A 26,458-nucleotide genomic window follows, 5' to 3' on the forward strand; every position below is an offset into this window, starting at 1 on the left:
CTGTGTGCGGCAACAGTTCGCTTTGGCCGCAGTTGGCTGGATAGCAATCGGAGGGTGGCATGAAGCGGCCTAGAGGAAATGGCTTGTCCCGAAAATTGGCTGATGTGTTGGCTGTAGCACCACGCCCCATGTTTCTTTGTGAGATCGAAGCTGCACTAGATTTTGAGTACCAACCAGCGGAGATCATGAGTGTGCTTGTAAAGCTTCGACGGGCAGAAAAGGTGATAGCCACACCTCGGGAGCGAGGAGGGCCTGGGAAGAAACTTGTAAATGCTTACGAAATGATGCCAGTTAAGCTTTATGACTAAAAAATATACTTCTCGTATTCATTTTAGAATACACATAATAGGATCACACTTGCAGGTGTGCATTTCGCACATATTTTAAATCACACAAGAACGGAGAAGTCATGAAAAGTATCGAATTAAAATGTGAAAAATGTCACGAGCCCCACACTGTCCAGGGTTCAGAAGTTGAATACGAACAAGTTTCGGGAGATGACCGTCAGATGGGTGCTGCACTGTATTATGAAGCTTTGGTCGAATTTAATTGTGACTGTGGCAATGCCATCACTATCAAATCCAGCTTCACCGAGTACCCGATTGGTAGTGAAAGTGATGCAACGACAACTGCTAGCGGCGGCACGATTACTAAAATCGTTGACTAATCTGGCATATATGCGAGCCTCTTTCGCGGCGACTAGTAAAGACAACAGTGTGCTATCTTGACGTCGTGGTGGTTGAGCTATGCCTGCCCGCCGACATCTTGAGCATTACCCAACATCAAGCTCCGCATATTTGCGGGGCTTTTTTCATGTCCGGAGCCATCACCATGCACCTCGAACACGCCAAGGCTGTGTTAGACGCCTGCCACCTGAAGCAGGACCAGCATGTGTTGATGGCTAGCGGACGTGCTGCCCGTGTGGCTGAGATCAGCCAGACCACGATCCGCTTCGCCTACCTTGAGCCGGGCAAGCCTGACGATTATGTTGTGCTGCCCCGCCATCGCGTACCGGAGATGGTCAGGGTGTGATGAGCCGGGGGAGAATTACCGTCATCGCTACAGCGACAAACAGGTAGCCACCTATCCAGGCTGTTGAAAGCGTCTCTCTTACGTCTTTTTTGATTTTGGCTGAATCGTTGCCCTGTAAAGCAGACCGAATGTAAGCCACGCAAACAGACATGATGCAAAGCGCGATAGCAATCTGAAGAATCAACCCGACTGCATAGATCTCGGCAACGACACCGCTGACATCAATTCCTAGCATAGAACCTCCTTGCAATCTACATAGCATACACCGCCGAGGAGGCGAAAGCCCTGGTGCAATAACTCCCTTGAATGAGGTACGACCATGCCGAAGTGCGGGGCGACAACCCGCAAAGGCGGGAAGTGCCAGCGCGAGGCATTACCGGGCAAGCGCCGGTGTGCCTTGCATGGCGGTAAAAGCACAGGGCCGAAGAACCAGCGCGGCAACAAGAACGCCGCCAAGCCCGGCAGCCTGTACAGCCAGTTCCTGACGGCTGAGGAGCGCAAGATCGCAGCCTGCCTTGAGCTGGGCAGCGTGGACGAAGAGCTACGGCTTACCCGCATCCGGCTGATGCGCGCCCTGCAGCTTGAGCAAGAGCGCGGCGATACGCTGGAGCTGGTGGAGACGGTCGAGCGCTCTGGTGGTGGGCCAATGGCCGCAGGCGACGAAGAAAAGCGCCAGGTGAAGGACTACGCCACCCTGATCGACCGCCTGACCGGGCGTATCGAGTCGCTGGAGCTGCGCCGGGTTCAGATCCTGGCCATCCAGGCAGATACCGATCTGAAGCTCGGCAAGAATGCCCGTGACGGTGAGATGCACCAGGTTGATGTTGAGCTGAAGCGCTTGGAAATAACCAAGACCGCCAAAGAGTTGGAAAACCCGGACGAGGCATCGCCGACGCCGGTCCGGGTGGTAGTCGAAGTGAAGGATGCTAGAAGGTACGACGATGCCCAGCCTTAACGTACCTCAATCGCAGTTCCTTGCCCTACCCCATAAATTCCGCGGCTACGTGGCTGGGTTTGGCTCCGGTAAGACTTGGGTAGGCTGCGGCGGCCTGATGCAGCATTTCTGGGAGTTCCCCAGGATCAATGCCGGTTACTTCGCCCCCACCTACCCCCAGATTCGCGACATCTTCTACCCCACCATTGAGGAAGTGGCATTCGACTGGGGGCTGACGGTAAAAATCAACGAGTCCAACAAGGAAGTTCACGTTTTCGAGGGCAGGAAGTCACGCGGCACCATCATTTGTCGGTCCATGGAAAAGCCTGAAACCATCATCGGCTTCAAGATAGGCAAAGCGCTGTGCGACGAACTGGACGTGATGAAGACCGAGAAGGCCAAGCATGCCTGGCGCAAGATCATTGCCCGGATGCGGTACAAGGTGGACGGCCTGAAAAACGGCGTGGATGTTACCACCACACCGGAAGGATTCAAGTTCGTCTACGAACAGTTCGTAAAAATGGTGGCAGAAAAACCTGAGTTGAAAGCGCTCTATGGGCTGATTCAGGCTTCCACCTACGACAATGAGCTGAACCTACCGGCGGACTACATCCCGTCACTGCTCGCCAGCTACCCGCCGCAGCTGATCAAGGCCTATCTGAACGGCCTGTTCTGCAACCTGGTGAGCGGCACGGTCTACGTGTGCTTTGACCGTAAGCTGAATCACACTGACGAGGAAATCCGCCCCGGCGATGCGCTGCACATCGGGATGGACTTCAACGTGCTGAAGATGGCTGCAGTGGTCTATGTGATCCGCGATGGTTTCCCGCATGCAGTGGCAGAGCTGACTGATGTCCGTGACACACCTGATATGGCACGACTGATCAGTGAGCGGTTCAAGGCAAAAGGCCATGCCATCACGATCTATCCCGATGCTAGCGGCCAGAACACCAGCAGCAAGTCGGCATCCGAGTCGGACATCAGCATTCTCAAGCAGGCTGGTTTCACTATCCACGTGACCGGGGCAAACCCGGCCGTGAAGGATCGTGTGCTGGCCACTAATGCCATGCTGCTGAACGGCGATGGCGTGCGCCGCATGAAGGTCAACACCCGTAATTGCCCCAAGTTCACCGAGGGGCTGGAGCAGCAGGCATACGACAAGAACGGCGAGCCGGACAAGAAATCTGGCGTCGACCACGTCAATGATGCTGGCACCTACCCCATCGTGCGGCTGTGGCCAATCGTAAAGCGCACCACCACACAAACACCATTGCGCCTGTAGCCACGCTACAGGGCCAAATCATTCAGGAAACCGCATGCAAGTCAAAAACGATGCCGTACGCAAGCCTTCGGCAGCCGTGGCAGCCATGCAGAATGACTGGCAGCTCGTGGCTGCGTTGATGGGTGGCACGAAAGCCATGCGCGTGGCCGGGCCAACCTACCTGCCCAAGTGGCCGGCAGAGGACGGGCCCAGCTACGCCGCCAGGTTGGCCACGGCCACCCTATTTCCGGCTTACCAGCGCACCGTCGAAGTACTCTCGGCCAAGCCGTTCTCAAAGCCGATCACGGTGGACAAGGACGTGCCGACCGAGCTACAGGCACTGTTCGAAAACATCGACCTGCAGGGCCGCAATCTGGACGTGTTTGCCGCCGATGTCGCCGCAGAGGCGATGGCCTACGGCATGGCCGGCATTCTGGTGGATGTGCCCGTTGCCGAAGGAGTGCGCACCAGGGCCGACGAGAAGATGCGCGGCATCCGTCCCTATTTCGTACAAATTCATCCGGGCAACATCCTGGGCTGGAAGGCTCAGATTGATGGCGGGGAATGGAAGCTGACTCAGCTGCGCTTGCTGGAGCAATGCCTCGAGGAAGACGGCGAGTTTGGTGAGAAGCTGGTCGAGCAGATCAAGGTTTACACACCCGGCGCGTGGCAGGCATGGCGCAAGCGCCAGTCTGCTGATGGTGAGGAATGGTTCGTCCATCAGGAAGGCATCACCACCTACTCCGGCATCCCGTTTGTGCCGGTGTACGGCAAGCGCACCGGGTTCATGACCAGCACCCCGCCAATGCTTGAGCTGGCCCACGCCAACATTGAGCACTGGCAGAGCAAGTCGGATCAGCAATCCATTCTGCACGTTGCAAGGGTGCCGCTGCTGTTCGGCCGCCAGCTTGGCCAGACCGCCATTGTGGTCGGTGCCGGCTCGCTGGTGAGTTCGGATGCCGAGCATGCCGATCTGCGCTACGTGGAGCACAGCGGTGCCGCTATCGAGGCCGGCCGCAAGTCGCTGCTGGATTTGGAAGACCGGATGCGGCAGATCGGTGCGGAGTTGCTGGTCATCAAGCCGGGCAACATCACAGAGGCCCAGACGCTGGCCGACAACGAGCCGGGCATGTGTGCCCTGCAGCGCATCACCCAGCATCTGGAAAACGCCATCGACCAAGCGCTGGCAGTGGCCGCGGAGTGGATTGGCATCACCCATGCCGGCCACATCAGCCTGTTTTCTGATTTTGGTGCCGCCACACTGGCAGAGGCACACGCAGAGTTGTTGTTCAACATGGAGGCCGGTGGCGCTCTGACGCTGGAAACCCTGCTGAATGAACTGAAACGCCGCGGCATTCTCAGCCCCGACGTGGATGTGCCGAAGGAAATAGCGAAGGCAGCCGCCCTGCCCAAGCCCACCAAATCCGAGTTGATTACCTGACCCGCCACCCAGCGGGTTTTTTCTTGCCCAAATTCGCGGATGCGATGGGGTGCCCTGGGCTGGATAGCCCATTGAATAGGTTGGATGACCATGAAACTGAAGCTTGATGACCAAGGCCACGTTGTTGTCGTTGATGGCAAGCCGGTATACGTGCACGACGACGGCAAAGAAGTGCCGTTCGATGCTGTTTCCACTGTTAACACCATCTCCCGGCTGAACGGCGAGGCCAAGTCACACCGTGAACGTGCCGAGGGCGCTGAAGGCCGGCTGAAACTGTTCGAGGGCATTGATGATGCCGACGCTGCCCGCAAGGCCCTGGGCATTGTGGCCAATCTGGACGCCAAGAAGCTGGTTGATGCTGGCGAAGTCGACAAGATCAAGGCCGAGGTATCCAAGGCGCTCGAAGCCAAGTACCAGCCTTTCGTTGAGAAGGCCAGTCAGCTGGAAGCCGAACTGCATGGTGAGCGTATTGGTGGCGCCTTCTCGCGCTCCAAGCTGATCGCCGAGAAGTTCGCCATCCCGGCCGACTTGGTACAGGCACGCTTCGGCAATGCCTTCTCCCTGGAAGACGGCAAGATCGTTGCCAAGGACTCCGCTGGCAACAAGCTGTATAGCCGCTCCTCGCCCGGCGAACTCGCCAGCTTCGATGAAGCGCTGGAACTGCTGGTGGACGCCTACCCGCACAAGGATCACATCCTGAAGGGTTCCGGTGCCTCCGGTAGCGGTGCTCAGGGTGGTGGAAGCGGCGCAGGCGGCAAGCGCACTGTGACCCGCGCACAGTTCAATGCCCTGTCCCCGACCGAGCAGGCCTCGACCGCCCAAGCTGCAAGCAAAGGTGAGCTGGCCCTCGTTGACTGATTTTTTGCAGCCACAACAGGCTGCTCGCTGTAAAGAACCCCACATCGGTGGGGTTCTGCATTTCTGGATCTAACCCCGGATGGGGTGCCGCGAATGGGCTGGATGGCCCGATGCACGGATTCATTCACTCATCACCATTATCTGGAGATATGCCTCATGGCAAACACCTTGACCGGGTTGATCCCGACCATCTATGAATCGCTGGACATCGTGTCCCGCGAACAAATCGGCTTTATCCCAGCCGTGGCCCGCAACTCCAGTGCTGAACGCGCTGCCGTGGGCGAAGCAATTCTGATTCCGATTGCCGCTCAGGGCGCATTGGGTGATAACACCCCGAACGTGACCGCACCGAACACCGGCGACAGCAACATCGGCAACGTGTCGATGACCATCAGCAAGTCGAAGCACTACCCGATCCGTTGGAACGGTGAAGAACAGCGCGGCCTGAACAATGCCGGCACCTATGCAGGCATCCTGAAAAACCAGTTCGTCCAGGCTTTCCGCACCTTGGCGAACCAGATCGAAGCAGATTTGTTCGCCACTGCCTACCAGAACGCTTCCCGCGGTTACGGCACTCCTGGCACGGCTCCCTTTGGTACCGCTGGCGATCTGTCCGATATCGCCCAGGTGCGCAAGATTCTGGATGACAACGGTGCGCCGCAGACCGATCTAAACCTGGTGCTGGGCTCCTCCGCCATTGCCAACCTGCGCGGTAAGCAGAACGTGCTGTTCAAGGTGAATGAATCTGGCACCGATGAGCTGCTGCGTCGCGGCATCATCGGCCAGTTGGAAGGTCAGATGATCCGCAACTCTAATGCGGTGCAATCGGTCGCCAAGGGCACTGGTGCCAGCTACACCACCGATACTGCTGGCTACGCCATCGGTGCTACCGCGATCAATCTGATCACTGGTACTGGCACCATTCTGAACGGCAACACCATCACCTTTGCAGGCGATGCCAATAAGTACGTTGTGACCGGCGGCATTTCCGCAGCAGGCGCGGTAACCATTGCCGCTCCGGGCTTGCTGCAGGCCATTCCGGCAGCAGCCACTGCAGTCACCGTCGGCGCTGCCGCCACGCCGAACCTGTCATTCAGCTCCAGCGCCATCCAGCTGATCACCCGCTCTCCGCAGATGCCGATCGGCCCGGACGGCCAAGCTATGGACATGGCCGATGACGTGATCCAGGTTACCGACCCGGTGAGTGGCATCGTGTTCGATGTGGCCGTGTACCGCCAGTTCATGCAACTGGTTTACCACGTGCGTCTGGCTTGGGGCTGCCAAGCCATCAAGTCCAACCACATCGCCCAGCTGCTGGGTTAATCGACGACACAGGGGGCTTCGGCCCCTTGTCTGGAGACCATCATGGAACTGGAAACCGTAAAGATTGCCGCAGAGGTCACCGCAGAAAACCCGCTCGGTTACATCGTCATCAACAAAACCGATCTGACCGAAGATCATGCGCTGTTCGATGAGTTGGCCAAGGATGATTCGTCCAAGAAAGCCAAGGGCAAAAAGACTGCGGCGGCGACTACCGACACCAATGGTGATGGCACAACCGACACCACCACCCAAGGCGGCAACGAAGGGGCCTGAAAATGGCATTGACCGACGCACAAATGGCCGACACCCGCCGCTACATGGGATATGCCTTGGCCGGCACCACCATGCCGATCACGAATGATCAGGATGTGGTCTATGTGCAGTTCGGCATGGTCACCATGTCGCTTCATCAGCGGCTGACCACCCTGAGTGCCAGTGAAGAAGCGGTGCTGATCAACACCTACCTGACTCCGCTGAACAACATGGAACAGGACATCATCGGCATTCGTGACAATCTGGACACGGCACAGGCCTCCGTCTGGACTCACAACGCTCTTGAACAGGCCGACCGTGACCGGCTGTTTGATTCCTGGCGTCGGCGCATGTGCCAGTTCATTGGCGCAACGCCCGGGCCTGGTCTTGGGCTGGGCGGTGGCATTCGCGTGACGCGGGGGTAAGCAATGAACGGCAGCAAGCTGATCGCTAAGGTCTACAAGGGCTATGGCAAAGCAGTGCAGAGGATCGGCTTTTCCTACCAGCAGTTTCGGGCCACTTCGCCTAACAGCCCGCTGGTCACGACCGCACAGCAATCGCTGCCCTGCTCTTTCACGACCAACTTCACCTTCAGCCAGCCTAACAAATACGGCCAGGCCACCTGGCTGGGTATTTTCGATGGCACGAACGTTGAGCCGGGTGACTTTTTGGTCGGACGTCAGGGGACGTATTTCGTTGCAGCCATGCAGGACCTGCTGCCGATCTACTGCGTCCAGTGCAATCGCACCGTCAGCGTGCTGCGCGTCAGCATGGATAGCAGCGTCGGCCAGGTGGAGTACGGCGGAGACACCGTGGCATCCGAGCAGGTGCTGATGTCCGGCTGGCCGGCCAGCGTGCTGCAAGGAACGAAGGGCGAGCAGAACGACGCCAAGCTGCCGGGCGATGTCCGGACGCCATGGTGGGCGATCCTGATGCCGGCATGGCCCGGTATCGTGCTGCGCACATCCGACATCATCACGGATGACATCGGGCGGCGCTATACCGTTTCCAGCGCCGAATTGACCGATATGGGCTGGCGGATCACCGCCATGCAGTCGCAGGTGTGATATGGCTGATCTTTCTGATGTCCTGAATGTCCTGACAGCCATCGCGGCACAGGCTGTGTACCCCAGCGGAACGGGAAACCCCAGCGCCGCCGGCGTTCCGGCCAAGATTTACCCCGGCTGGCCGGCGCCAAACGCGCTCGAGACTGATCTCGCAGCCGGCATTGCCCATGTCAGCGTGTACTCGCTACCAACGGAGCGTAAAACCAGCCGCCACATTGGCAGGCGCTGGCAGATAACCGCCCCCGGCTCCCCTACCATCACCGCAGCGGTGACGCTCAATCAGGTGGTGCTGGGGGGTACGGTTACCACGCCGCAGAACGTATACCTGCTAGTCAATGGTAAGGGCTACGCCTATGCCGTGCAGGGCGCCGACACGCTGACAAGCATTGCTACGGCACTGGCCGCCCTGCTCTATTCGGACTTCCCTGCCGTCAGCAGTAGCGGTGCAGCACTGACCATCCCGGGTGCGTACAGCGTGACGGCGCGGGTCGGTGCTGTAGGCACTGCCATGCAGGAGCTGCGCAGGCAGGAAAAGCAATTCCAGATCAGCATCTGGGCGCAAACGCCGGCCATGCGCTCCGCCGTTGCTGGCGCGGTGGACGTGGCCTTGTCGATCAGTAGCGACGTTGTGTTTCCGGATGGCTCGCACGGCATCCTGCTGTACAGCCACAGCTTCGAAAGCGACCAGATGCAAAAATCTCGCCTGTACCGTCGCGACCTGTTCTACACGGTGGATTTTGCCACCACGCAAACGGCAGCCGCGCCGCAAGTCATTGCCCCGGTCACCAATATCACCAGCCAGGCTACTGGCCAGCCAATTCGAACCATTCAGGAGTAACCCATGGCAGACAAGTCCGCCCCCGCCGCCCCGGCCGTCGAGCTGGTGGTGATCCACCCCTTTGCCGACTATCAGCGCGGTGACCACATCAAGGATGCCCAGGCTGTAGCCGACATCCTGGCTGGCGAATGCGCCGGCTACGTGAACAAGATCGCGCCGACCGCTGAATAAGCGCCACCCGCTCAACGATAGAACCCGCCCCTGTGGCGGGTTTTTTCATTCCAGGAGGAACGCCATGCCCGTTTACCAGGCAGGCAGTTTGAATACCGCCGCGCTTACCGCGCCCGACCTGTATGTACAGGTCATCGCACCGAAAACCCGCCTGATCAACGGCGTGGCCACAGACATCCTCGGCATCGTGGGTGTCGCATCGTGGGGCCCGACTAATAGCCCGTTCCTGATCGGCTCCACGGCCGACATGCAACGCCGGATTGGCAGTCAGCAAGTGCGCAAGTACGACCTAGCCACCGCCGTGGCCGTATCGCTGCAGATGGGTGCGGCTAATATCCGCGCTGTGCGCATCACTGATGGCACTGATGTAGCTGCCAGTGTGGCTGTAAAGGATGTCGCCGGCACAGTCACCGGTATCACCTTGACCGGTTTCTACACCGGCACGCTGGGTAACACCATTCAGGCAGCTGTCACTGCGGGCACTGCGGTGAACAGCTACAAGCTGACCATCAGCATGCCAGGCCTGACGCCTGAAGTGTTCGACAACATCTCCGGTACCGGCGCTGCGCTGTGGACCAACATGGTGTCGGCTGTAAACAACGGCCTGTCTGGCATTCGTGGCCCGTCGCAATTGGTTGTTGCCACGATTGGCACCTCCACGACCACCCCGAACGTCAGCACGGTGTACTCGCTCACCGGCGGCACGGATGGCGCGACAACCATTACTGATGCGCTACTGGTCGGCACTGATGGCACCAGCACCACCCGCAAGGGCATGTACGCCCTGCGCGGCAGCGGTGCACAGGTGGTCAATCTAGTGGATCTGACCGATAGCACCCAGTGGCCGGCCATGCTGACATTCGGCCTGGCGGAAGGCATGTATGTCGTTACCCAAGGACCCGCTGGCGCAACATATGCCACCGTATCCACCACGCTGAACACTGCTGGCGTGGACGGCTACGCCCTGAAGGTAATGGTGGGTGACTGGGTGTACTGGTATGACCAGGTCAACGGCATCAACCGCATGTTGGCACCGGCAACCTTCTCCGCCGCCGAATTGGCTGCACTGTCGCCACACATCTCTCCGCTGAATAAGCAGTTGACCACGGTCGTCAGCACACAGCGAGTGATGGCGGAACAGCCGTACAGCCAGCCGGAGATTGGAGCAATCAACACTGCTCGACTGGATGTCATCACCAACCCAATCCCTGCTGGGGCCAAATTTGGCCACCGCTCCGGTCTGAACTGCTCCAGCAACCCCACGCAGAACCGGGATACCTACACCCGGATGACCAACTTCATTTCGCTGACCATTGCTGCGGCATATGGCTACGTGATTGGTCAGAACCAGACGCTGGATCTGCGCCGGGAAACCAAGAGCTCGATCGAGACTTTCCTTGCCAACCTGCAAGGTCAGGGCATGATCGGCGACCCGAACGGTGGTCCGTGCTTCAGCGTGCAACTGGACAAGACGAACAACCCGGACAGCCGCGTGGCGCTGGGCTACATGCAGGCGGATGTGCAGGTGAAGTACCTGAATGAAGTCCGCTACTTCCTCGTCAATATCGAAGGTGGGGGTTCCGTGACCATCACCGCATCGACCACCCCGCGCTAATTGAACCTGCAAGCCCCTCTCCGTGAGGGGCTTTGCATTTTAGGAGACTGCCATGGCAGATCAGGGTTACAGCCTGGGGCGTGATGTCGCCATCGACATCATCACGGCGAGCGGTCCGCTCCGCCTGCCCAAGGTCACCAAGTTTTCCAGCAAGCCGAAGTTCGCTAACCAGGAAATCACCACGCTGGATGGCAACACCGACGAGTTGCTCACTCCCAAGGGATGGGAAGGCGACTTGGACATGGAGCGTACCGATGGTACCGCCGACAACTATCAAGCTCAGTGGGAAGACAACTACTTCAACGGGGTGAGCAACGGCACGATCACCATCACCGAGACTATTACCGAGACCGGCGGCAGCACATCCGTGTATCGCTATGAAGGTGTGGTATTGCGCCTGGACAATGCCGGTACCAAGCAGGGCGAAAAAACCATCACCCAGTCCTTCAAGTTCACTGCCCGCCGCCGCAAGAAAGTGGGCTGACCCCTTCGGCGTGGCAGCGGGGCACCGTGGCCGGGTTCGTCGCCGGCCAGCTACGCCAACCTGACGACTTCTGACGAGAGGACACCATCATGGTTCTGAAAGTACACGACACTCCGCAAGAGGCTGCCAAGCCGGCCGCTCCCGCCAAAGAAACCGTCACCGACAGCAAAGGCCGGGTGATTACCCTGCGCCAACTGGATCCGCTGCAGCAGGGCCGCCTGGTCATAGCCGTGGGTGGCGACGCGGCCGCCAACTCCACCTACATGAACGGCTTCGCCCTGCCAGCCGCCATGGTCGAATACATCGACGAGGATTACTACGGCCTGCCCCGCACCATTCGTGAGCTGGAAGGCATGCTGACAATCCTCGGCACCGAAGGCATGACAGCCATCAACCTGCACATGCTGGCCAAGTTCGAAGCCATGAAGGAAGAAGCCGACAAGGCAGCGCAAAGCGCTGAGCAGGCCGCCGCAAAAAACTAGCCCAGAACCCCGACTTCCGCAGCCGCTGCTGGCTGGTACGAAACGGGGTTCCATTCGACCGGGTGTTTGATGTTGGACCGCTGATGCCGCATGAGCGCACCGCCATGTCGATCACCTTCAGCGAGTTTGAGGGCAACGAGTTCGACTGGCATGCCATGCAGTTCAAGGAGCGCAAAGATGGTTGAGTTCAAGACGCTGGGCGACCTGGCTCTCCACTTTGCCGCTCTGCCGGCACAGCAGGTCATCGAACTGCAGCATGGTCTTGAAGTGTGCGCCAGGAAGATCGAACAGACTGCCAAGGAGGAGATCGGCCACTACCAGAGCGCAGTCGGCCCCTTCCCTGAGTGGGCGGAGCTGGCCGACTCGACCGAGCAGGACAAGGCCGCTCACGGCTATCCGGTGGATGCGCCGCTGCTACGGTCAGGTGAGATGCGGGAAAGCATCACGCACGAAGTGCATGGGCTTGAAGCGGTGATCGGGTCAAAAGACCCGAAGATGGTTTACCACGAGTTTGGCACGGCCAAGATGCCGCCCCGGCCGGTAATGGGGCCGGCAGCGTTCCGGAACAAGGATTTCATCCTGAAGGTGATCGGAAAGGCGGCTGTGTCGGGCCTGGTGGGTGGTGAGCGGATTCACCCGAGCCTTGGTTATGATAATGACAAAGAGGTATAGTAATGCTCTCACCACAACACATTGGATTGCCAGCCATGGAATACAGTGAAATTCGTGACCGCTTTAAAGAGTACTCGGATCGCCGCTGGGATTTTTGGTATCAAATGAAACTGGAAATTGCGCAACTGCATGTTGAATACGAGGCATCGCTCAAACTAGCGGATCGTTTTTACCGGGATGCAAATGGCAAGGATCGGCTCTACACCTATATTGCCCAAGCGAAGGATGGTCTGACTGCAGAAGTACCGACACAAGCACTTGAAACAGGCCCAGGCCTCGCCCTGTCATTCGTGGTTGTTACTGCATTGGAAGAGCGACCAAACGCTCTCCCGAAAACTGAAGTTGGTGTTGCCCTGACTCTCAGTAAGGATGCAGGTAAGTACGTTGTTGAATTTGATGGGAAAGATCCTGTAGTGGTCACTGTGACTGCAGCAGACGTCCCTGGGAAGTACGCGGAGGTTGCCGAAGTGATCAAGCGCTTCATCTTGAAATCTTGCGACCTTGCAGTATTTGATTGAAAGCAGTCTGAAAATGAAAACTAAGAATTCGATTGCATATACTATCGGTCTGGTGGGAGCAATCATTATTGTAGGCTGGGCAATCATCCAATTTACAGTTGCGGGTGTTGCCGGCAGCTATCGCTACGACAGTAAGGGGCGAGGCTACGATGCAGTTATTGAAATTTCGATGACAGGTAAGGTGTACCACCAACAGCACGGCCCGCTAGGATCATCTACGCTTATTAACGAGGGCAGTGCAAGCCGCAGTGGTGATATGCTTTATATCACCTTTCCTGGAATGGAAAAGCTCCCGGCATCATTGCAAAATGCGTTCAACTACAAGATCAGCGATGACCGTGAAAGCTTGCTTGATCCCAAAAATGGGAAGGTTATTTTCAAAAGAACACTTGCTCGCGAACACTTCCCAATCTCCAATAAGCCTACTGTGAACTAACAAGTTCCAGCCACAATAAAAGCCGCTCATGAGCGGCTTTTTGTTGCCTGTGCCCTACCCCGGATAAACCAGCCAGAAGAGCAAAGCTGCAATGATTACGACGCCGATGAGCTTGACCGTATCGAAGGCATCAAGCGCACTCCTGCGTTGTTCGTGGCAATTCTTGCCCTGCTCCCTAGCCGCGCGGATCGCATAGACACCAGCAATGGCGCACAGCGGCACAAGTAGGCACAACAAACCACCTAGGTATCGCAGCGGAGCCAGCTCAGAAAGTAGATTGCTGAAGTTCATAATCTAGATTGCTCAATCGTCCCGCAACTGCGGAGCTTGTTATTTCATTGCCAGGATTCGACGCCGCCATGACGTGAGCAGGTGCCTTGGTGATGTTTGCTAAAGCTCCATGAGCCATCGCGGCACTTGGCAGTCGCACCGGCCGGTTTACCACCTGACTTGGTGTGCGCCGGGCTGTGCACTGTACGGCCATCCTTGTTCACGTAGCTGCCATGCTCGACCAGTTGGGACTCGTCCTGCACCTGGTCTTGTGTAGTGATGTCATGCTTCGGTGGTGTTTTTGCAAAAGTTGGCTGAATGACCAGGGCGGCAACGATGGCGAGTGCGATCAGGCGCATGGAAAGCTCCAGAATGGGAAAGGCCAATCATGCCATGTGGATTTATTGGCGTCATCGTAGCAAGGCGATGATGCAGACAAAAAGCAGTTTTCTCTGGGCGGCCAAGGTAACTCACCATAATCCCCCCCTGTTTCCGTTCGCCCACTAGCACTACGCTGATGCCATGTTCGGTATCAGCCGGTTTGTACACCACAAAAGCGAAAGCCCCGAACAGTTACCAGCTGTCGGGGCTTTCTTGTTTCTACATCCTTGAGCAGGAAGGACGAGAACATTGTTCGATTTTAGCAAACTTCTCATGGAGTTACGAGAGATGGCAACACTTCCTACCGCTCGTTTTTGGGCTATCTGGACAGTTATTACGCTTGTGGCGCTTGGGTACTTCATCCACGCAATCCGCTGGTGGTAGCGAGAGCCGGCAGTTTGGCAGGAACAGAAAGCAGATTGCGTTTTGAGCGGAGCAATTTTGTCCGGCCAGGTCGCGCTGGCAGAATGGATTCCAAGGGTGGCAAAAAGCCGCCCGGAGGCGGCTTTCGGGTCAGGCTGCTTGCAGAATTCTCTGCACCTTGGGCGTTCCCTTTTGGAGGGCCTGCCACAGGTCGTAATTCATCTGCATTTTCAGCCAGGTATCCGGGCTGGTTCCAAGCGCTTCTGACAGACGCAAAGCCATCTCCGGGCTGATGCCTGCATGGCCATTGAGAATGCGAGATAGCGCTACCCGGGTCACTCCAAGTGCCGCTGCGGCATCGGTGATCGTGATGCCCTCTAGCCATTCCTGGAGCACTTCTCCGGGGTGTGCGGGGTTATGCATCATGGTGATCTCCTAGTGGTAGTCCTGGTAATCGACCAGTTCGACATTGCCGTCGGCAAGAAAGCGGAAAGTCAGCCGCCAGTTGCCGTTGACAGTAATCGCGAAGTGGCCTTCCAGATCGCCGCTCAATGAGTGAAGCTTCCACCCCGGAACCGCCATATCACCGGGGGACGTAGCGGTATCAAGCTGGGTAAGCTGCCGGCGTAGTTTCTTTTCGTGGTCAGGGCGGATGCCCTTCTTTGTACCACTGGTGAAAAACGCCTCAAGGCCTTTGTGGTTGAACGATACGATCATGTGATAAGTGTATAGCTACACTACACGCAAAGCAAGGACTGATTGCTATCCGGAGGCGGCTTGGTGTGCAGTTCAGCGCTTTGGCTTGGGGAAGGTTGGCTTTGGAATGCGGACTGGCTCTTTGGTCTCAGCATCGAAAAGGTGTGAATCCCGCTTAATAGCTGCAATTTCTTCATCGCTGATCTGTGCAATGGCATTGAAGATGGCAGCTTCGAATTGCCGCATAAGCAAGGTGCTGGTCGCGCGTCTCAGTGCACTGGCGCTCTGCGGATCTTCAAGTGGAAGTGCTTCTTGGATTGCCTCGATCGGGGAAATAATCTTGGACTTGTCCCAGTCGTCTGCTTGCCTGGTGCCGACGTCGAGGCCTTGTGCGCGCAGTTGGTTTGGGACCTGCATACCCCAAGTCATATGAAGTTCGCTCAAGAATTCGGGAGCGATCATGTCGAGGTCGGCAATTTTGCCCATAGTCTCGTCCGCCTGATCCTTGTTGTAGATGGCGGCGAATGCATGATACGCGCTCGTTGGATCTCTTTCATTATTTTTGCACCACTCACGAAACCCAACGTAAAGCTCACCGATTCGGCGCTCTTTGACGCGGCCGGTGCCTCCGAATGACTTCTCAAGGCGATGAACAATCTCGGCGTTCATCGAGCGGCCCGACACTGCTGCCGCAGCCTGAATTTGAGCGTGCAGGTCTCGAGGAAGACGCAGAGCGGTCTTAATGTAGTCGTCTTGTGGTTTTAGCTGTGCCATAAGAAAAATTCTAGCATGCCTTCACGGTAGAGTTGACAGCAATTTCAAGTGCCTCTATAGTGAATTCAGCCTTCACAGTGAAGGCAATGGAGAAAATAATGGAACGAATCGTCACAACAACCCTGCGCGTACCTGAGACCCTTCTGGATGCAATCAAGGCCCAAGCATCCAGCAACCGTCGCAGCTTTAACAATGAAGTTTTGCACCTGATCGAAAGCAGCCTGAAGGAGAAGAAGCATGAAGCTGTTGCAGCATAGTACCTCTGAAATGAGTGAAGCCCCGGCAGCGGGAACTGTCAGGGCTTCGGAGAAATTCCTCGATCGCGTAATCAAAGGAGAATTCGCTATGGAAACTAGCGTAAAACCAGAAATCAGTCAACCTCAGGTTGAAAATTCAACCAATGGTTACAAAGCCATCGTCTTCGCCGAGTGGGGATGGATGGACTCGGAAGAAGATGACATCGCTCAGCAGGAAAGCATCGTCCTGGGTGTGTATCCGACTTTTGCTGAAGCCGTAGCAGTGTGCCGCCAGGCTCTGCGCGACACGCTTGATTTCATCGGCTACACCGTCCGCACCATTACCTACTTTGCAACAGCCCAGCTGGCTGCTTAAGGGGAAGACCATGGAACTGATCAAGATCGAACAACGTGCCATCGGCGATTCCCAGGTTCAAGCCATCAATGCCCGTGTGCTTCACGTTTTCCTTGAGGTCGGAAAAGATTTTGCCACCTGGATAAAAGACCGTATCGAACAGTATGGTTTCCTTGAAAATCAGGACTTTGTGACCGCTCCCCAAAACGGGGGAGCGGTTTATAAGGGCGGCGGCCATAACCGAAAGGATTACCACCTCACCCTCGACATGGCCAAGGAACTGGCGATGGTGGAACGCAACGAGAAAGGCAAGCAAGCCCGTCAGTACTTCATTGAGTGCGAGCGCCGCGCCAAGGCCATTGACCCGATGGCTGCTCTGGCAGATCCAGCCATGATGCGCGGCCTTCTTCTCACCTACTCTGAAAAGGTGCTGAGCCTGGAAGCCGCCAATGCGGAATTGGCCCCGAAAGCAGCGGTGGTAGACCGAATCGTGACTGCGGCAGAAGGGACGATGAACGTCACGATGGCGGCGAAGAACCTGCAGGTTCAACCAAAAGTGCTTTTCACCTGGCTCTCTGCGCACCGCTGGATATATCGCCGGGCTGGCGGCACAGCTTGGGTGGCCTATCAGGACAAAATCCAGCAAGGATTGCTGCAGCACAAGATCACCACAGTGGAGCGGACAGACGGAACCGAGAAGGTGGTTGAGCAAGTACTGGTGACGGCAAAGGGGCTGGCCAAGCTGGCCGGTGAACTTGGGCCGATTTGCGCATAACAAGAAAACCCGGCCAAGGCCGGGTTTGTTTATTCGTGCGGAACAAAAAGGTTTTCACAACGCAAGCATAAAAATTGCGACTGCCACTGCCTTAACTTGGCTGGGTATTCTTCCTTGTTTTTCTTGTAGCCAGCATATGCAGCAAAAACACCTAGCACAGCGCCAATTAAAAATGCCACCCCACTGAAAAATATACTTGCAATCAAACCTAGGAATGCACAACCAAAAAATGCACCCAAAACCGGTTCTTTTTTCGGTGGCGCATATTTCTGGGCCAACTTTGTTTGTGATGTACCTGTAGTATTGGCTGCGCCAACGCCAAGAGAACCGTGACTACCAACACCACCACCAACTGTTGCCGTATCAATAATTGACGTCCCAAGCTCATGGAGCATTGATAGTTTTTGAGTGTTTTCGCTTTGGCAGCGAGGACAATTAAACGCCATGAAAATACCCACCTCTAATTCAAAAAATTGTTCTAAAAAATATACTTAGCAAATACATACTTCCAATAAATAATGGAAGCGCAACAGCAAGAAAAGCCAACATCAATAATCCATAACAAAAAAGATACCAAAGCTGACCTATGGTCGGCTTTTTTCTTGTCGGCCCAGGCTGATCAGCCTGGTCAATCATCACGAATTCAGCATCAATAATCCGGCCGTGCTTCATCGCCCTGCCCTCGCTACGACGATTGGATAAACAACATGACCGAAGCATACTCCGTCGCGATAAAATTATCACTGGTCAATAGCGTATCTTCTGGGTTGCTGGCCATCTCCAAAAACCTGCAGTCCACTCATATGGATGCAACCAGGCTGGAAGAAAAGCTCAAGTCCATCGGCAAGCAGGCAGCGCTTGGCGGCTTGATGTTTGGCGGCGGCATGGCGCTGGCCGGAATGTTCAAGGCCCCTCTTGATGCGGCAAAGGCCTATGAGCTGGCGTTCACCAAATTCAAAACAATCAATCTGGGTGACAACATCAACAAGCAGGCAGACGCATTTGCCCGCAGCGCCAATGTACTTGGCGTGTCATCCAAAGAGCTGATGGAGTCCCTGTCCGAATCAGTTGGCCTGTTTGGCAACTTCGACCTGGCCAAGAAGCTGACGCCAAAGATTGCCGCTCTGAATGCAGCAAACAGCGCCATTTTCCAAGGGAAAGTCGGCCATATCGATGAGGGCTCTACTCGGGCGCTGCTGAAATTCATCGACCGCCGCGGCGGTACACATGATGAAGCCACCTTCATGCGAAATCTCGACCTAGCCCAGCGCATGGTCACTGGGTCGGGTGGCTTCGTTAAGTTCCGCGACCTGGACCAATTCTCCCAAATGGGCGGTACTTCATTCCGAAGCCTGTCCGACCAGGGCATTTTGAATATGTCCCTCCTGCTGCAGGAACAAGGCGGTGCAAAGGCAGGTACAGCGATGATGTCGATGTACCAAAACTTGGTAGCGGGCCGCACTCCGAAGAAGACAATGGCCCTCCTCCAGGAATTCGGGCTTGGCCACCTTGCAATGGAGACTCACGCTACTGTCGGTGGCAAGGCCATGAAGTCGCTGGTTATGCGCGACATCAAGGACTCCAGTCTCCTGCAGTCCGACCCAGCAACTTGGATCAGAAATACATTCCTGCCGGCTTTGGCTGCAAAAGGAATCACCAGTGAGGCAGGCATCCTCAAGGCTACAAACGACCTTCTCTCGAACCGGACCGCATCAAACCAGGCTTCGATCATGTCAACGCAGGTGCTGCAGCTAATGCGCGATTCGAATCTGGCAAAGAATGCCATGGGTACGGATAAAACCATGGAGGTTTATAAGAATGATCCGAACAGCAAGTTTGCTGACCTTCAAGCCAAGTGGAATGGGCTGCTTGTAAACCTTGGCATTTCAATTCTGCCGATGGCAATAAAAGCGCTTGAGAAGGTAACGCCACTGGTTGGGCAGTTTGCAACCTACATCAACCAGAACAAGGACGGGGTGAAGCAATTTGCTCTTGGATTGGCCGGGGTATCGACATTTCTGGTGGCGGGCGGATTGGCAAACATGATTGTTGCTGCTGGCCGTGGCTTTGGGCTGATGTTTACGCTGCTGAAAGGCGGCGGCGGCGTAACGGGCGCGGTGCTTTCGGGTGTTGCGTACATCGGCAATCTACTGATGCTTGGCCTGCGAGCAATTCCCGTTGTCGGCTGGGTATTCATGCTTGTTGGCATTGGCGTCTATTTGTACCGGAACTGGGATACTGTCAAGGCCAGGGCCAAAGAGGTGTGGGGATTTATCAGCCCCTACATTACAGGCACATGGGATTACATTTCCAACGCGGCCAAAGAGATGTGGGGCGGGATAAAGTCTGGCATGAAGTCGTTTGTTGGCTTTTTCCTCGATCAGTGGCAGTGGCTGTTTAATAGCCTGATCAGCGGCATGAACACCGTTCTGCCAAAGGGGTACCAAATCGGGAAAATGCACTTCGCCGATGACTGGAATCGCAACGATGCCAGCTACTCCAACGAAGGCCGCGGCCACGTACCTGTTCCACCTCGTCAGCCGGTGATTCTGCACGCAGAAGTCCCTGTGCATGTTGGTAACGACAAGGTGGCGCACCACGTAGTCAAAGTGATAGCTCGCGCCGCCAATGCGCCGGCTACCGGCTCACCGACCGTTGACCGCATGATGTCTGTGCTTGGGCCATCTGCCCCCAGCCTATCTTTCAGGTAAGGAACGAAAATGCAAAACAGTCCTCGTATCGATCTGGACAGTCTGCTGTGGCACAAAGACGGGCTGCTGCTGGAGGGGTTCTCGCTGCAGGAGGAGTTTTGGGTAGCACTCTCCCCTGCAGCTGGCTGGGTCAAATTCAAATTGATCAGTGGAGCCCAAGCATGCTACCTACCTGCCGAAGTGCGTCCGGCGCATGAGCCAACCCCGCATCCATTAGTTTCACTGCAAGGTGTTTGGTGGCTTCGGCAGGCAGCTTCTTCAGAGCATCAAGCCATATGCTCTTATCAGCAGGTGGCAGATCTGATTGCTGGATCTTCATCGCCACCAGTTCCTTGAGGGTGTCTTCGTGAAGCTTGATGGTGACTACCCCGAGAATCGCACTCAGACCGCCGTCGTCGGCAAGGAAGTCCAAACCTCGATGGGTAATTTTCAGAGCATCATGGTCAATCATGAACGATCTATCCGGCGATATGCGAATCCCACCAGGTTGAATGAGACCGTGCATCTCCAAATAGAGAGCGTTTGCGACAAAGACATCATCATTTTCCGCACCAAGGATGGTGTCGTATTCGATTGGGGAAGGGATATTTGGAAATGCCCTAGCTAAGCAATCCAGAATTTTCTTTTGATACTCCCTATCCAGTTTCATGACGTTCCTTTCGGTGCTGTTCGTTGTGAGAGACAACAGCATATGCCTATAAGCGAACGTCATCCATTTTCCAAGGACTTTTCATGAAAAGAGATTGGGATCTGATCCGGGCCATCCTTGTGGCCGCAGAGGAGTCCGAGGGGCCGCTTTCGACTGCCGATGTTGAAGGCTGGCCAGCCGATGCCGTGAACTACCACATCGAACTGATCGTGGAGGCAGGCCTGGCCACGGGTGGCTGCACGACATACCTCAACAACGGCGGCCGCACTTGCCGGATTGAGTCGCTGACCTGGCAAGGCCATGAGTTGCTGGATGGTATCCGCAGCAAAACGGCATGGAACGCCATTCAGCGCGTGGCCAAGGAAAAGGGGCTGGCGCTGACCTTTGAGGTGGTCAAGTTGGCCGCTGCCGAAGTCGTCAAATCGCTATTCCGCTGAAAGATCGTCAATGAGCCTCCTCGACACCCTGGCCGGCTTCGCCCAAGGCCTGGACCCGACGGCCGTGCGCCTGCGGCTGGGCTCCTTCACCTTTCTGGACTTTGAGGTGCCGGAGCGCATTGCCTTTGGCGCGCGGCAGCAGACCGTCATCCACCGGCTGGTGGGCGGCAAGCGCACCATCGACCTGCTGGGCGAAGACTGGGACGCCATCCAGTGGTCCGGCATCTTCACCGGCAGCAACACATCCGCCCGCGTCCAGGCGCTGGAACGCATGCGCGCCGCTGGCCAGCAGGTGGTGATGACGCTGGATGACATCAGCTTCACCGTGGTGCTGGCTGAGTTCATCCCGGTGTATGAGTTCGCCTACAAGCGGCCGTACAGCATCAAGCTGGAGGTAGTGAAGCGGAATGATGCGCCGGTCTACGCTGACGCACTGACTGCTTCACTGGATGCGCTGATCAATTCCGATATCGGTAAAGCGCTGGACTTGGCCAACATCATCAACGTGCAGGCGGTAACGGATGCGGTGACCACCGTGCAGTCTGCCGTGGCGGCGGTGTCCGATATCGCCACGGCGACGGTGGATGCCGTGCAAACCATCGTCCGGCCCATCATCGCGGCGCAGGTGCTGATCCAGCAGACCATCGGCAAGCTGGAGGCTTCGGCGACGGCCATCACGACCCTGGGCGGCCTGATACCCGGCAACCCGGTGTCGAAGGCCGTCAACAACGTGCTGACGCAGGTAGATCTGGCCACGCGCACCCCGGCGCTGTACCAGCTGCAGGACGTGCTGGGCCGGCTGAACAAGAACGTGACCTCCGGCACCACGGCCAACGGCGTCCAGACGGTAACCCTGTCTGGCGGCAATCTGTACCAGGTGGCCAGCGAGTATTACGGCGATCCGTCGCAATGGACGGTGATTGCGGCGGCCAACGGCCTGACTGACCCGCAGCTGTCCGGCATTCACACCCTGACTATCCCGGTGATAAAGAGCTGATCCATGGACGTAAACCAGATTCTCCCGTCACACGCCCGGCAAATTGTCGGGCGTTGTCTTTTGGCGGGTACTGAAGTGCCGTTTGTGTTGTTCGACGTGGACAACAACAGTTTCGGCGCAGCAGACACCTTTTCCGTCACCTTTGCGGTGTCTGCGCTGCCAGCCAGCTTCAGCCTGCTGAAGTGGTGGGCTGACCAAACCAGCATCGAGGTGGAGATCCACGTCGAAATCACCGCCAGCGGCCAAACTAGCAAAGCCCAGCTGATTGTGGGCGATGTGGATACCTGGCACTTCAACCCAGCCCGTATGGAGGTTGTCGCCGAAGGTCGGGACTTCACCGGCAGGCTGATCGATGCCAAGTCGGCTGGGGAGAGCTTCAAGAACTACACGAGCAGTGAGATTGCCTCGATGCTGGCCAAGCGGCACGGCCTGACGCCGGTTGTTACAGCCACAACCGGAAAATTCGGCGAGTTCTACCAGATCGACTCTACCCACCTGAGTGGCGAACAGTCGGAATGGGAGATTTTGACCACGCTGGCCGGCTTCGAAGGCATGCAGGTGTATGTGAGTGGCAACGAGCTGCATTTTGAGCCACAAGCAGATCCAGCCCAGTCTGATCAGTACCTGATCCAGTGGACTCCCCCCGGCGACAAGCCCTACCCGCAGGCCAATGTGGCCGATGACTTGCAGTTTGAGCGGGCACTGACCATCGCCAAGGGCATCACCGTGCAGGTGCTGTCCTGGCACAGCCGGCACAAGAAGACGGTGCCGACGATTGCGTCCTACCCGAAGAACGCCAAAAGCGTGACGCCGGGCGGATCGACGCCAAAGACCCAGACCTACCGCATCATCCGCAACGGCCTGACGCCTGCCCAGGCGATGGACATGGCGGAAAAGATCTACCGCCAAATCATCCAGCATGAAATGAAGGTCAGCGGCTCCATGCCGGGCGACAACCTGCTAACGCCGCAGACCATCATCCGGGTGGAGGGCACGAACAGCCCATTTGACCAGCTGTACTACTGCGACTCGGTGCGGCGCTCACTCAGCGTCGACGAGGGCTACCGCATGAGCTTCACCGCCAAGAACCACAACCCCAATACGCAGGTATCCGGATGAAAGAGCTACTGAACGCTTTTGCCGCGCGGGCGCAGGGTGCCATGGGCAACATGACCGGCACCCGGCAGGGCCTGATCACCGGCTATGACCCCGACACCTACAGCGTAAAGGTCACGATCATGCCGGAGGGGCAGGAAACCGGCTGGATTCCGCTGGGGACATGCTGGGCCGGTAATGGCTGGGGGCTGGCTGCCGGGCCGATGATCGGGGCGCAGATTGAAGTGGATTTCGATTCTGGCCAGATCGGAAATGGGCTGGGGGGTGATCAGTTCTACAACGACACCGACCGCTGCCCAGGGCCGCCGTCCGGCGAGTTCTGGCTGATACAGAAGTCGGGTTCGCTGCTGAAGTTCCACAACGATGGCACGGTAGAAGTTACGGCGGCAGCCACGATCACTTACACAGCCACTCAGCATCACTTCGTCGGCCCGGTCGTGATGGACAACACTCTGCAGGTGACCCAGCAGATTGCCGGCAACGGTGGCATGGCCATTCAGGGCGGCACAGGCGCGGCGATGCAGGTGACCGGTGACATGCATTCCACCGGCACGATTACTGGCGATACCGATGTGATCGCCGCCGGCAAGAGCGGCAAGAGCCATACCCACCGTGAAAACGGCACAGGCAGCAATACCAACCCGCCGAACTGAGAGTCCTCATGAAAGACCTTTACCACTATGTCGGGAGCGACCTAACGGCCTCCCCGACAGGGGATCTGCTGCCCGTTTCCGGCCTAGATCGGGGAAAGCAACGGGTGCTGCGACGCCTGCTGACCAATCCCGGCGGCTACATCCAGCACCCAGACTACGGCGCCGGCCTTGGCGCGAAGGTTGGCGACCTGCTGAACGTGAACGAATGGCAAGCCCTGATCAAGGGGCAAATGCTGCTGGAGGCGTGCGTGGCGCAAGACCCGCCTCCGCAGATTGCCGTTTCTGCCATCGACGGCGGCGCAGCAGTGGTCATTTCCTATACCGATGCGCCCAGCGGACAGAGTGTAACGCTTGGCTTTGATGTGACGGGGTAACGCATGGCACTCAACATTCTTGATTACACCACCATCGTCCGCAACCAGGTCACCGCCATCCAGTCGCGCGCGGCCGGACTGGTGGACCTGACCATCGGTAGCCTGATGCTGGCGGTCGTGGAAGCCAATAGCGGTGTCGTACAGTGGATTCAGCAGCTGATCGTTCAGCTACTGGTCACCGTGCGGGCAGCCACCTGCTCCGGTACCGACCTTGACAGCTGGATGGCTGATTTCGGTTTTACCCGGCTTTCTGCAGTGCAAGCAACTGGCCAGGTCACTTTCTCGCGCTTCACGGCGACCAATCAGGCCGTCATCCCAATTGGCTCCACGGTCACGACCACGGACGGAACGCAGTCCTATACGGTCACGCTGGATACAACGAATGCCGCGTACAGCGCCACGCTCGGCGGATATGTCATCGCGGCCGGTGTATCCAGCGTCACAGTACCGGTACTGGCCAATATCGCAGGCGCGGCAGGCAATGCGCTGGCCGGCATGGTGACCGTGATCACCGGTGGCATTTCCTTTGTCGATACGGTGGCCAACGCCGCGGCCTTTGCCAATGGTGCTGACAAGCAGTCCGACACGGACTTTCGCGCAGCCTTTGTGCTGTGGGTCGCCTCGCTGTCCAAGGCAACTAAGGCAGCCATCGGCTATGCCCTGGCCTCCATGCAGACCGGTGTCACCTACTCGTTAGTGGAGAATCAGGACTACAGCGGAAACGTCCTGTACGGCTACTTCTATGCCGTCGTGGACGATGGCAGCGGCAACCCTTCCAGCACTTTCCTAGCTAGCGCAGCAAGTGCCATCGAGTCGGTACGGCCATTCTGCAGCCGCTACGGGGTGTTCGGCCCGGCGCTGCTGTCGGCGAACGTCAGCATGGTGATCACCACGGATTCCACCGTTACGCACAGCGTAGTCGTGGCCAATGTGAATGCGGCAATCCAGTCCTACATTGCCTCTCTATCGCTGGGCCAGCTGCTGTCCTACTCCAAGCTGATCAGCATTGCCTACGGGGTGACATCAGCCATCACCAACGTGACGGCCGTCACGCTCAATGGCGGTACGGCCGATCTGGCCGCAACGCAAAAACAGGTCATTCGACCCGGCACAATTTCGGTGGCGTAAATGGCAACAGGTGATCAAACCGATATGTTTAGCAGGCTGAAAAGCCTGCTGCCCCGCGGCTGGTTCCCAGACAGTACGCCTCTGCTGGACGGGCTGCTTTGGGGGTATTCCCAGGCGCTGGCCTGGCTGTACTCGCTCTATCTGTTTGCCCAGGCTCAGACCCGAATAAAAACCGCTACTGGCGGCTGGCTGGACATTGCTGCGCAAGATTTCTTCGGCAACGGGCTGGTGCGCTACTCCGGCCAGAGCGATGACAGCTACCGCAACCGCATCGTGATCAACATTTTCCGTGAGCGCGCCACCCGGTACGGCATGCAGAGGATGCTGACCGACCTGACCGGGCGCGCGCCGTTGATTGTAGAACCGGCTCGGCCTTCCGATGTGGGCTGTCTTGGGGTGACCGCTGCTTTGGGCGTTTCGATGCTGGGCAGTGTCGTGACGCCCTATCAGGCTTTCGTGACTGTGTACCGGCCATCAGCAAATGGCGGGGCCAACTGGCCTGGCATCAATACCTTTGCCTTTGGCCTTGCATCCACCAGCGGACTGCTGCCGAGCACCCAGCTTTCACCAACGGTTTCCGACGCCGACATCATCGCGGCGATTGAAGCCACCAGACCGGCAGCAACGACCGTCTGGTACCGCATCAGCAACTGACACATTCACCCTCAACCAGGCTCGCTTCGGCGGGCCTTTTTTATTGGGACCATCATGGACAGACAGATCGTCTACCCCGGCCAGATCCTGCCGGAAACCACCCTGCTGCAGATGACCAAGGACGCCATGATCGGCATGGCCAAGTTGTCGGCAGCCGTGCTGGGTACCGCAACCGTCGTCAACGGCTTTGCCGTCACGCCGACCAGCCCGGCCAGCCTGCAAGTCAATGCCGCGCCGGGTGAGATTTACAGCCTGCAGAATATCGACGGCACTGCATTCTCCAGTTTGTCCGCCGACACCACGCACCAGATCATGAAGCAAGGCATTGCGCTGGATGCCGCCACGCTAACACTTGCTGCGCCGACCACCTCCGGTCAGTCGATCAACTACCTGATCGAAGCCTCCTATGCTGACGTCGATTCAAACCCGGTGCTGCTGCCGTACTACAACAGTGCTAGCCCTTCATCGCCTTACAGTGGCCAGGGCAACAACGGCCTGACGCAGC

The 26,458-nt window shown here is 57.2% G+C and carries 38 protein-coding genes; 30 read left to right on the forward strand and 8 right to left on the reverse strand.

Features of this window, described 5'->3' with window-relative positions; all coding sequences use genetic code 11:
* Positions 1-409: 409 nt before the first annotated feature.
* Both H2Z84_RS19335 and H2Z84_RS19340 read left to right on the forward strand, forming a co-directional pair.
* A complete protein-coding gene (locus H2Z84_RS19335; RefSeq protein WP_181837406.1) occupies positions 410-667 on the forward strand; it encodes a hypothetical protein in 258 nt (85 codons plus the stop codon).
* A gap of 98 nt (positions 668-765) precedes the next feature.
* Positions 766-1,032 carry a hypothetical protein gene (locus H2Z84_RS19340; RefSeq protein ID WP_181837407.1) on the forward strand — a complete coding sequence of 89 codons (267 nt, stop codon included), beginning with the start codon at positions 766-768 and terminating at the stop codon, positions 1,030-1,032.
* Here the strand turns inward: H2Z84_RS19340 and H2Z84_RS19345 are convergent.
* Positions 1,022-1,267, reverse strand: a complete 246-nt coding sequence (locus H2Z84_RS19345; protein WP_181837408.1) for a hypothetical protein — start codon at positions 1,265-1,267, stop codon at positions 1,022-1,024. The genes H2Z84_RS19340 and H2Z84_RS19345 overlap by 11 nt on opposite strands.
* An 84-nt stretch (positions 1,268-1,351) precedes the next feature.
* Here H2Z84_RS19345 and H2Z84_RS19350 point away from each other — a divergent pair, with 84 nt between their 5' ends.
* From H2Z84_RS19350 to H2Z84_RS19425, 16 genes are all read left to right on the forward strand, one after another.
* Entirely contained in the window at positions 1,352-1,987 is a 636-nt protein-coding gene (locus H2Z84_RS19350) for an HGGxSTG domain-containing protein (RefSeq protein ID WP_181837409.1), read from the forward strand.
* The gene (locus tag H2Z84_RS19355; RefSeq protein ID WP_258869491.1) at positions 1,956-3,248 is read left to right on the forward strand and encodes a terminase large subunit domain-containing protein; all 1,293 of its coding nucleotides are present in this window, start codon (positions 1,956-1,958) and stop codon (positions 3,246-3,248) included. The genes H2Z84_RS19350 and H2Z84_RS19355 overlap by 32 nt, the downstream gene beginning before the upstream one ends.
* 34 nt (positions 3,249-3,282) lie before the next feature.
* Positions 3,283-4,668, forward strand: a complete 1,386-nt coding sequence (locus H2Z84_RS19360) for a DUF4055 domain-containing protein (protein WP_181837410.1) — start codon at positions 3,283-3,285, stop codon at positions 4,666-4,668.
* A 90-nt stretch (positions 4,669-4,758) separates the two neighbouring features.
* A complete protein-coding gene (locus H2Z84_RS19365) occupies positions 4,759-5,526 on the forward strand; it encodes a DUF6651 domain-containing protein (protein ID WP_181837411.1) in 768 nt (255 codons plus the stop codon).
* Positions 5,527-5,682: 156 nt separating this feature from the next.
* On the forward strand, positions 5,683-6,849 hold the full coding sequence (locus tag H2Z84_RS19370; protein ID WP_181837412.1) for a major capsid protein: 1,167 nt from the start codon (positions 5,683-5,685) through the stop codon (positions 6,847-6,849).
* 42 nt (positions 6,850-6,891) lie between these two features.
* Positions 6,892-7,122, forward strand: a complete 231-nt coding sequence (locus H2Z84_RS19375) for a hypothetical protein (RefSeq protein WP_181837462.1) — start codon at positions 6,892-6,894, stop codon at positions 7,120-7,122.
* A gap of 2 nt (positions 7,123-7,124) precedes the next feature.
* Positions 7,125-7,526 (forward strand): hypothetical protein, encoded by a 402-nt coding sequence (locus H2Z84_RS19380; RefSeq protein WP_181834798.1) that lies wholly within the window; start codon positions 7,125-7,127, stop codon positions 7,524-7,526.
* 3 nt (positions 7,527-7,529) lie between these two features.
* Complete coding sequence (locus H2Z84_RS19385; protein ID WP_181837413.1) at positions 7,530-8,168, forward strand: hypothetical protein; 639 nt, start codon at positions 7,530-7,532, stop codon at positions 8,166-8,168.
* 1 nt (position 8,169) lies between these two features.
* Entirely contained in the window at positions 8,170-9,006 is an 837-nt protein-coding gene (locus H2Z84_RS19390; protein ID WP_181837414.1) for a hypothetical protein, read from the forward strand.
* Positions 9,007-9,009: 3 nt separating this feature from the next.
* The gene (locus H2Z84_RS19395) at positions 9,010-9,177 is read left to right on the forward strand and encodes a hypothetical protein (RefSeq protein WP_181837415.1); all 168 of its coding nucleotides are present in this window, start codon (positions 9,010-9,012) and stop codon (positions 9,175-9,177) included.
* A 64-nt stretch (positions 9,178-9,241) separates the two neighbouring features.
* Positions 9,242-10,792 (forward strand): phage tail protein, encoded by a 1,551-nt coding sequence (locus H2Z84_RS19400; RefSeq protein WP_181837416.1) that lies wholly within the window; start codon positions 9,242-9,244, stop codon positions 10,790-10,792.
* 52 nt (positions 10,793-10,844) lie between these two features.
* Entirely contained in the window at positions 10,845-11,276 is a 432-nt protein-coding gene (locus tag H2Z84_RS19405; protein ID WP_181837417.1) for a hypothetical protein, read from the forward strand.
* An 89-nt stretch (positions 11,277-11,365) separates the two neighbouring features.
* The gene (locus H2Z84_RS19410) at positions 11,366-11,758 is read left to right on the forward strand and encodes a hypothetical protein (protein ID WP_181837418.1); all 393 of its coding nucleotides are present in this window, start codon (positions 11,366-11,368) and stop codon (positions 11,756-11,758) included.
* 177 nt (positions 11,759-11,935) lie between these two features.
* Positions 11,936-12,430, forward strand: coding sequence for a phage virion morphogenesis protein (locus tag H2Z84_RS19415; RefSeq protein ID WP_181837419.1), 495 nt, complete (start codon positions 11,936-11,938; stop codon positions 12,428-12,430).
* Positions 12,431-12,465: 35 nt separating this feature from the next.
* Positions 12,466-12,948 carry a hypothetical protein gene (locus tag H2Z84_RS19420; RefSeq protein WP_181837420.1) on the forward strand — a complete coding sequence of 161 codons (483 nt, stop codon included), beginning with the start codon at positions 12,466-12,468 and terminating at the stop codon, positions 12,946-12,948.
* Between the two features lie 13 nt (positions 12,949-12,961).
* The gene (locus H2Z84_RS19425; RefSeq protein ID WP_181837421.1) at positions 12,962-13,384 is read left to right on the forward strand and encodes a hypothetical protein; all 423 of its coding nucleotides are present in this window, start codon (positions 12,962-12,964) and stop codon (positions 13,382-13,384) included.
* Positions 13,385-13,438: 54 nt separating this feature from the next.
* On the opposite strand, the gene H2Z84_RS19430 is transcribed toward H2Z84_RS19425, so the two are convergent.
* The 5 genes from H2Z84_RS19430 to H2Z84_RS19450 all read right to left on the reverse strand — a co-directional run bounded on the left by H2Z84_RS19430 (position 13,439) and on the right by H2Z84_RS19450 (position 15,868).
* The gene (locus H2Z84_RS19430; protein ID WP_181837422.1) at positions 13,439-13,675 is read right to left on the reverse strand and encodes a hypothetical protein; all 237 of its coding nucleotides are present in this window, start codon (positions 13,673-13,675) and stop codon (positions 13,439-13,441) included.
* A 44-nt stretch (positions 13,676-13,719) separates the two neighbouring features.
* Positions 13,720-14,013, reverse strand: a complete 294-nt coding sequence (locus tag H2Z84_RS19435; RefSeq protein WP_181837423.1) for a DUF3761 domain-containing protein — start codon at positions 14,011-14,013, stop codon at positions 13,720-13,722.
* 535 nt (positions 14,014-14,548) lie between these two features.
* Complete coding sequence (locus H2Z84_RS19440) at positions 14,549-14,824, reverse strand: HigA family addiction module antitoxin (RefSeq protein ID WP_439823309.1); 276 nt, start codon at positions 14,822-14,824, stop codon at positions 14,549-14,551.
* 9 nt (positions 14,825-14,833) lie between these two features.
* Complete coding sequence (locus tag H2Z84_RS19445) at positions 14,834-15,115, reverse strand: type II toxin-antitoxin system RelE/ParE family toxin (protein ID WP_181837424.1); 282 nt, start codon at positions 15,113-15,115, stop codon at positions 14,834-14,836.
* Positions 15,116-15,187: 72 nt separating this feature from the next.
* The gene (locus tag H2Z84_RS19450; RefSeq protein WP_181837425.1) at positions 15,188-15,868 is read right to left on the reverse strand and encodes an Arc family DNA-binding protein; all 681 of its coding nucleotides are present in this window, start codon (positions 15,866-15,868) and stop codon (positions 15,188-15,190) included.
* 98 nt (positions 15,869-15,966) lie between these two features.
* Between H2Z84_RS19450 and H2Z84_RS19455 the strand changes: the two genes are divergently transcribed.
* From H2Z84_RS19455 to H2Z84_RS19465, 3 genes are read left to right on the forward strand one after another with little or no spacing between them, the layout of a single operon-like run.
* Positions 15,967-16,125: an Arc family DNA-binding protein gene (locus tag H2Z84_RS19455; protein WP_181837426.1), complete on the forward strand. Its 159-nt coding sequence runs from the start codon at positions 15,967-15,969 to the stop codon at positions 16,123-16,125.
* A complete protein-coding gene (locus H2Z84_RS19460) occupies positions 16,106-16,480 on the forward strand; it encodes a hypothetical protein (RefSeq protein WP_181837427.1) in 375 nt (124 codons plus the stop codon). Before H2Z84_RS19455 ends, H2Z84_RS19460 begins: the two co-directional genes overlap by 20 nt.
* A 10-nt stretch (positions 16,481-16,490) precedes the next feature.
* Positions 16,491-17,234 carry a phage antirepressor KilAC domain-containing protein gene (locus H2Z84_RS19465; RefSeq protein ID WP_181837428.1) on the forward strand — a complete coding sequence of 248 codons (744 nt, stop codon included), beginning with the start codon at positions 16,491-16,493 and terminating at the stop codon, positions 17,232-17,234.
* A 29-nt stretch (positions 17,235-17,263) separates the two neighbouring features.
* Here the strand turns inward: H2Z84_RS19465 and H2Z84_RS19470 are convergent, their stop codons facing one another.
* Positions 17,264-17,692, reverse strand: a complete 429-nt coding sequence (locus tag H2Z84_RS19470) for a hypothetical protein (protein ID WP_181837429.1) — start codon at positions 17,690-17,692, stop codon at positions 17,264-17,266.
* Between the two features lie 249 nt (positions 17,693-17,941).
* On the opposite strand from H2Z84_RS19470, the gene H2Z84_RS19475 reads away from it, so the two are divergent.
* Complete coding sequence (locus tag H2Z84_RS19475) at positions 17,942-19,945, forward strand: phage tail tape measure protein (protein WP_181837430.1); 2,004 nt, start codon at positions 17,942-17,944, stop codon at positions 19,943-19,945.
* A 145-nt stretch (positions 19,946-20,090) separates the two neighbouring features.
* Here the strand turns inward: H2Z84_RS19475 and H2Z84_RS19480 are convergent, their stop codons facing one another.
* Entirely contained in the window at positions 20,091-20,594 is a 504-nt protein-coding gene (locus tag H2Z84_RS19480; RefSeq protein ID WP_181837431.1) for a hypothetical protein, read from the reverse strand.
* A gap of 83 nt (positions 20,595-20,677) precedes the next feature.
* Here H2Z84_RS19480 and H2Z84_RS19485 point away from each other — a divergent pair, with 83 nt between their 5' ends.
* From H2Z84_RS19485 to H2Z84_RS19520, 8 genes are all read left to right on the forward strand, one after another.
* Complete coding sequence (locus H2Z84_RS19485) at positions 20,678-21,031, forward strand: DUF2513 domain-containing protein (RefSeq protein ID WP_181837432.1); 354 nt, start codon at positions 20,678-20,680, stop codon at positions 21,029-21,031.
* Between the two features lie 10 nt (positions 21,032-21,041).
* Complete coding sequence (locus tag H2Z84_RS19490; RefSeq protein ID WP_181837433.1) at positions 21,042-22,028, forward strand: hypothetical protein; 987 nt, start codon at positions 21,042-21,044, stop codon at positions 22,026-22,028.
* A 60-nt stretch (positions 22,029-22,088) separates the two neighbouring features.
* Positions 22,089-23,147: a phage late control D family protein gene (locus H2Z84_RS19495; protein ID WP_220272912.1), complete on the forward strand. Its 1,059-nt coding sequence runs from the start codon at positions 22,089-22,091 to the stop codon at positions 23,145-23,147.
* Positions 23,144-23,797: a phage baseplate assembly protein V gene (locus tag H2Z84_RS19500; RefSeq protein WP_181837435.1), complete on the forward strand. Its 654-nt coding sequence runs from the start codon at positions 23,144-23,146 to the stop codon at positions 23,795-23,797. The genes H2Z84_RS19495 and H2Z84_RS19500 overlap by 4 nt, the downstream gene beginning before the upstream one ends.
* A gap of 8 nt (positions 23,798-23,805) precedes the next feature.
* Positions 23,806-24,171 (forward strand): phage tail protein, encoded by a 366-nt coding sequence (locus tag H2Z84_RS19505; protein WP_181837436.1) that lies wholly within the window; start codon positions 23,806-23,808, stop codon positions 24,169-24,171.
* A gap of 3 nt (positions 24,172-24,174) precedes the next feature.
* Complete coding sequence (locus tag H2Z84_RS19510) at positions 24,175-25,299, forward strand: baseplate J/gp47 family protein (RefSeq protein WP_181837437.1); 1,125 nt, start codon at positions 24,175-24,177, stop codon at positions 25,297-25,299.
* Positions 25,300-25,953 (forward strand): UCP028438 family phage-derived protein, encoded by a 654-nt coding sequence (locus H2Z84_RS19515; protein ID WP_181837438.1) that lies wholly within the window; start codon positions 25,300-25,302, stop codon positions 25,951-25,953.
* 54 nt (positions 25,954-26,007) lie between these two features.
* A partial coding sequence (locus H2Z84_RS19520; protein WP_220272913.1) for a hypothetical protein occupies positions 26,008-26,458 on the forward strand: 451 nt, incomplete at its 3' end.

It is taken from the genome of Aquitalea aquatica, from assembly GCF_013911085.1.
In the GTDB taxonomy this organism is placed as follows: domain Bacteria; phylum Pseudomonadota; class Gammaproteobacteria; order Burkholderiales; family Chromobacteriaceae; genus Aquitalea; species Aquitalea aquatica.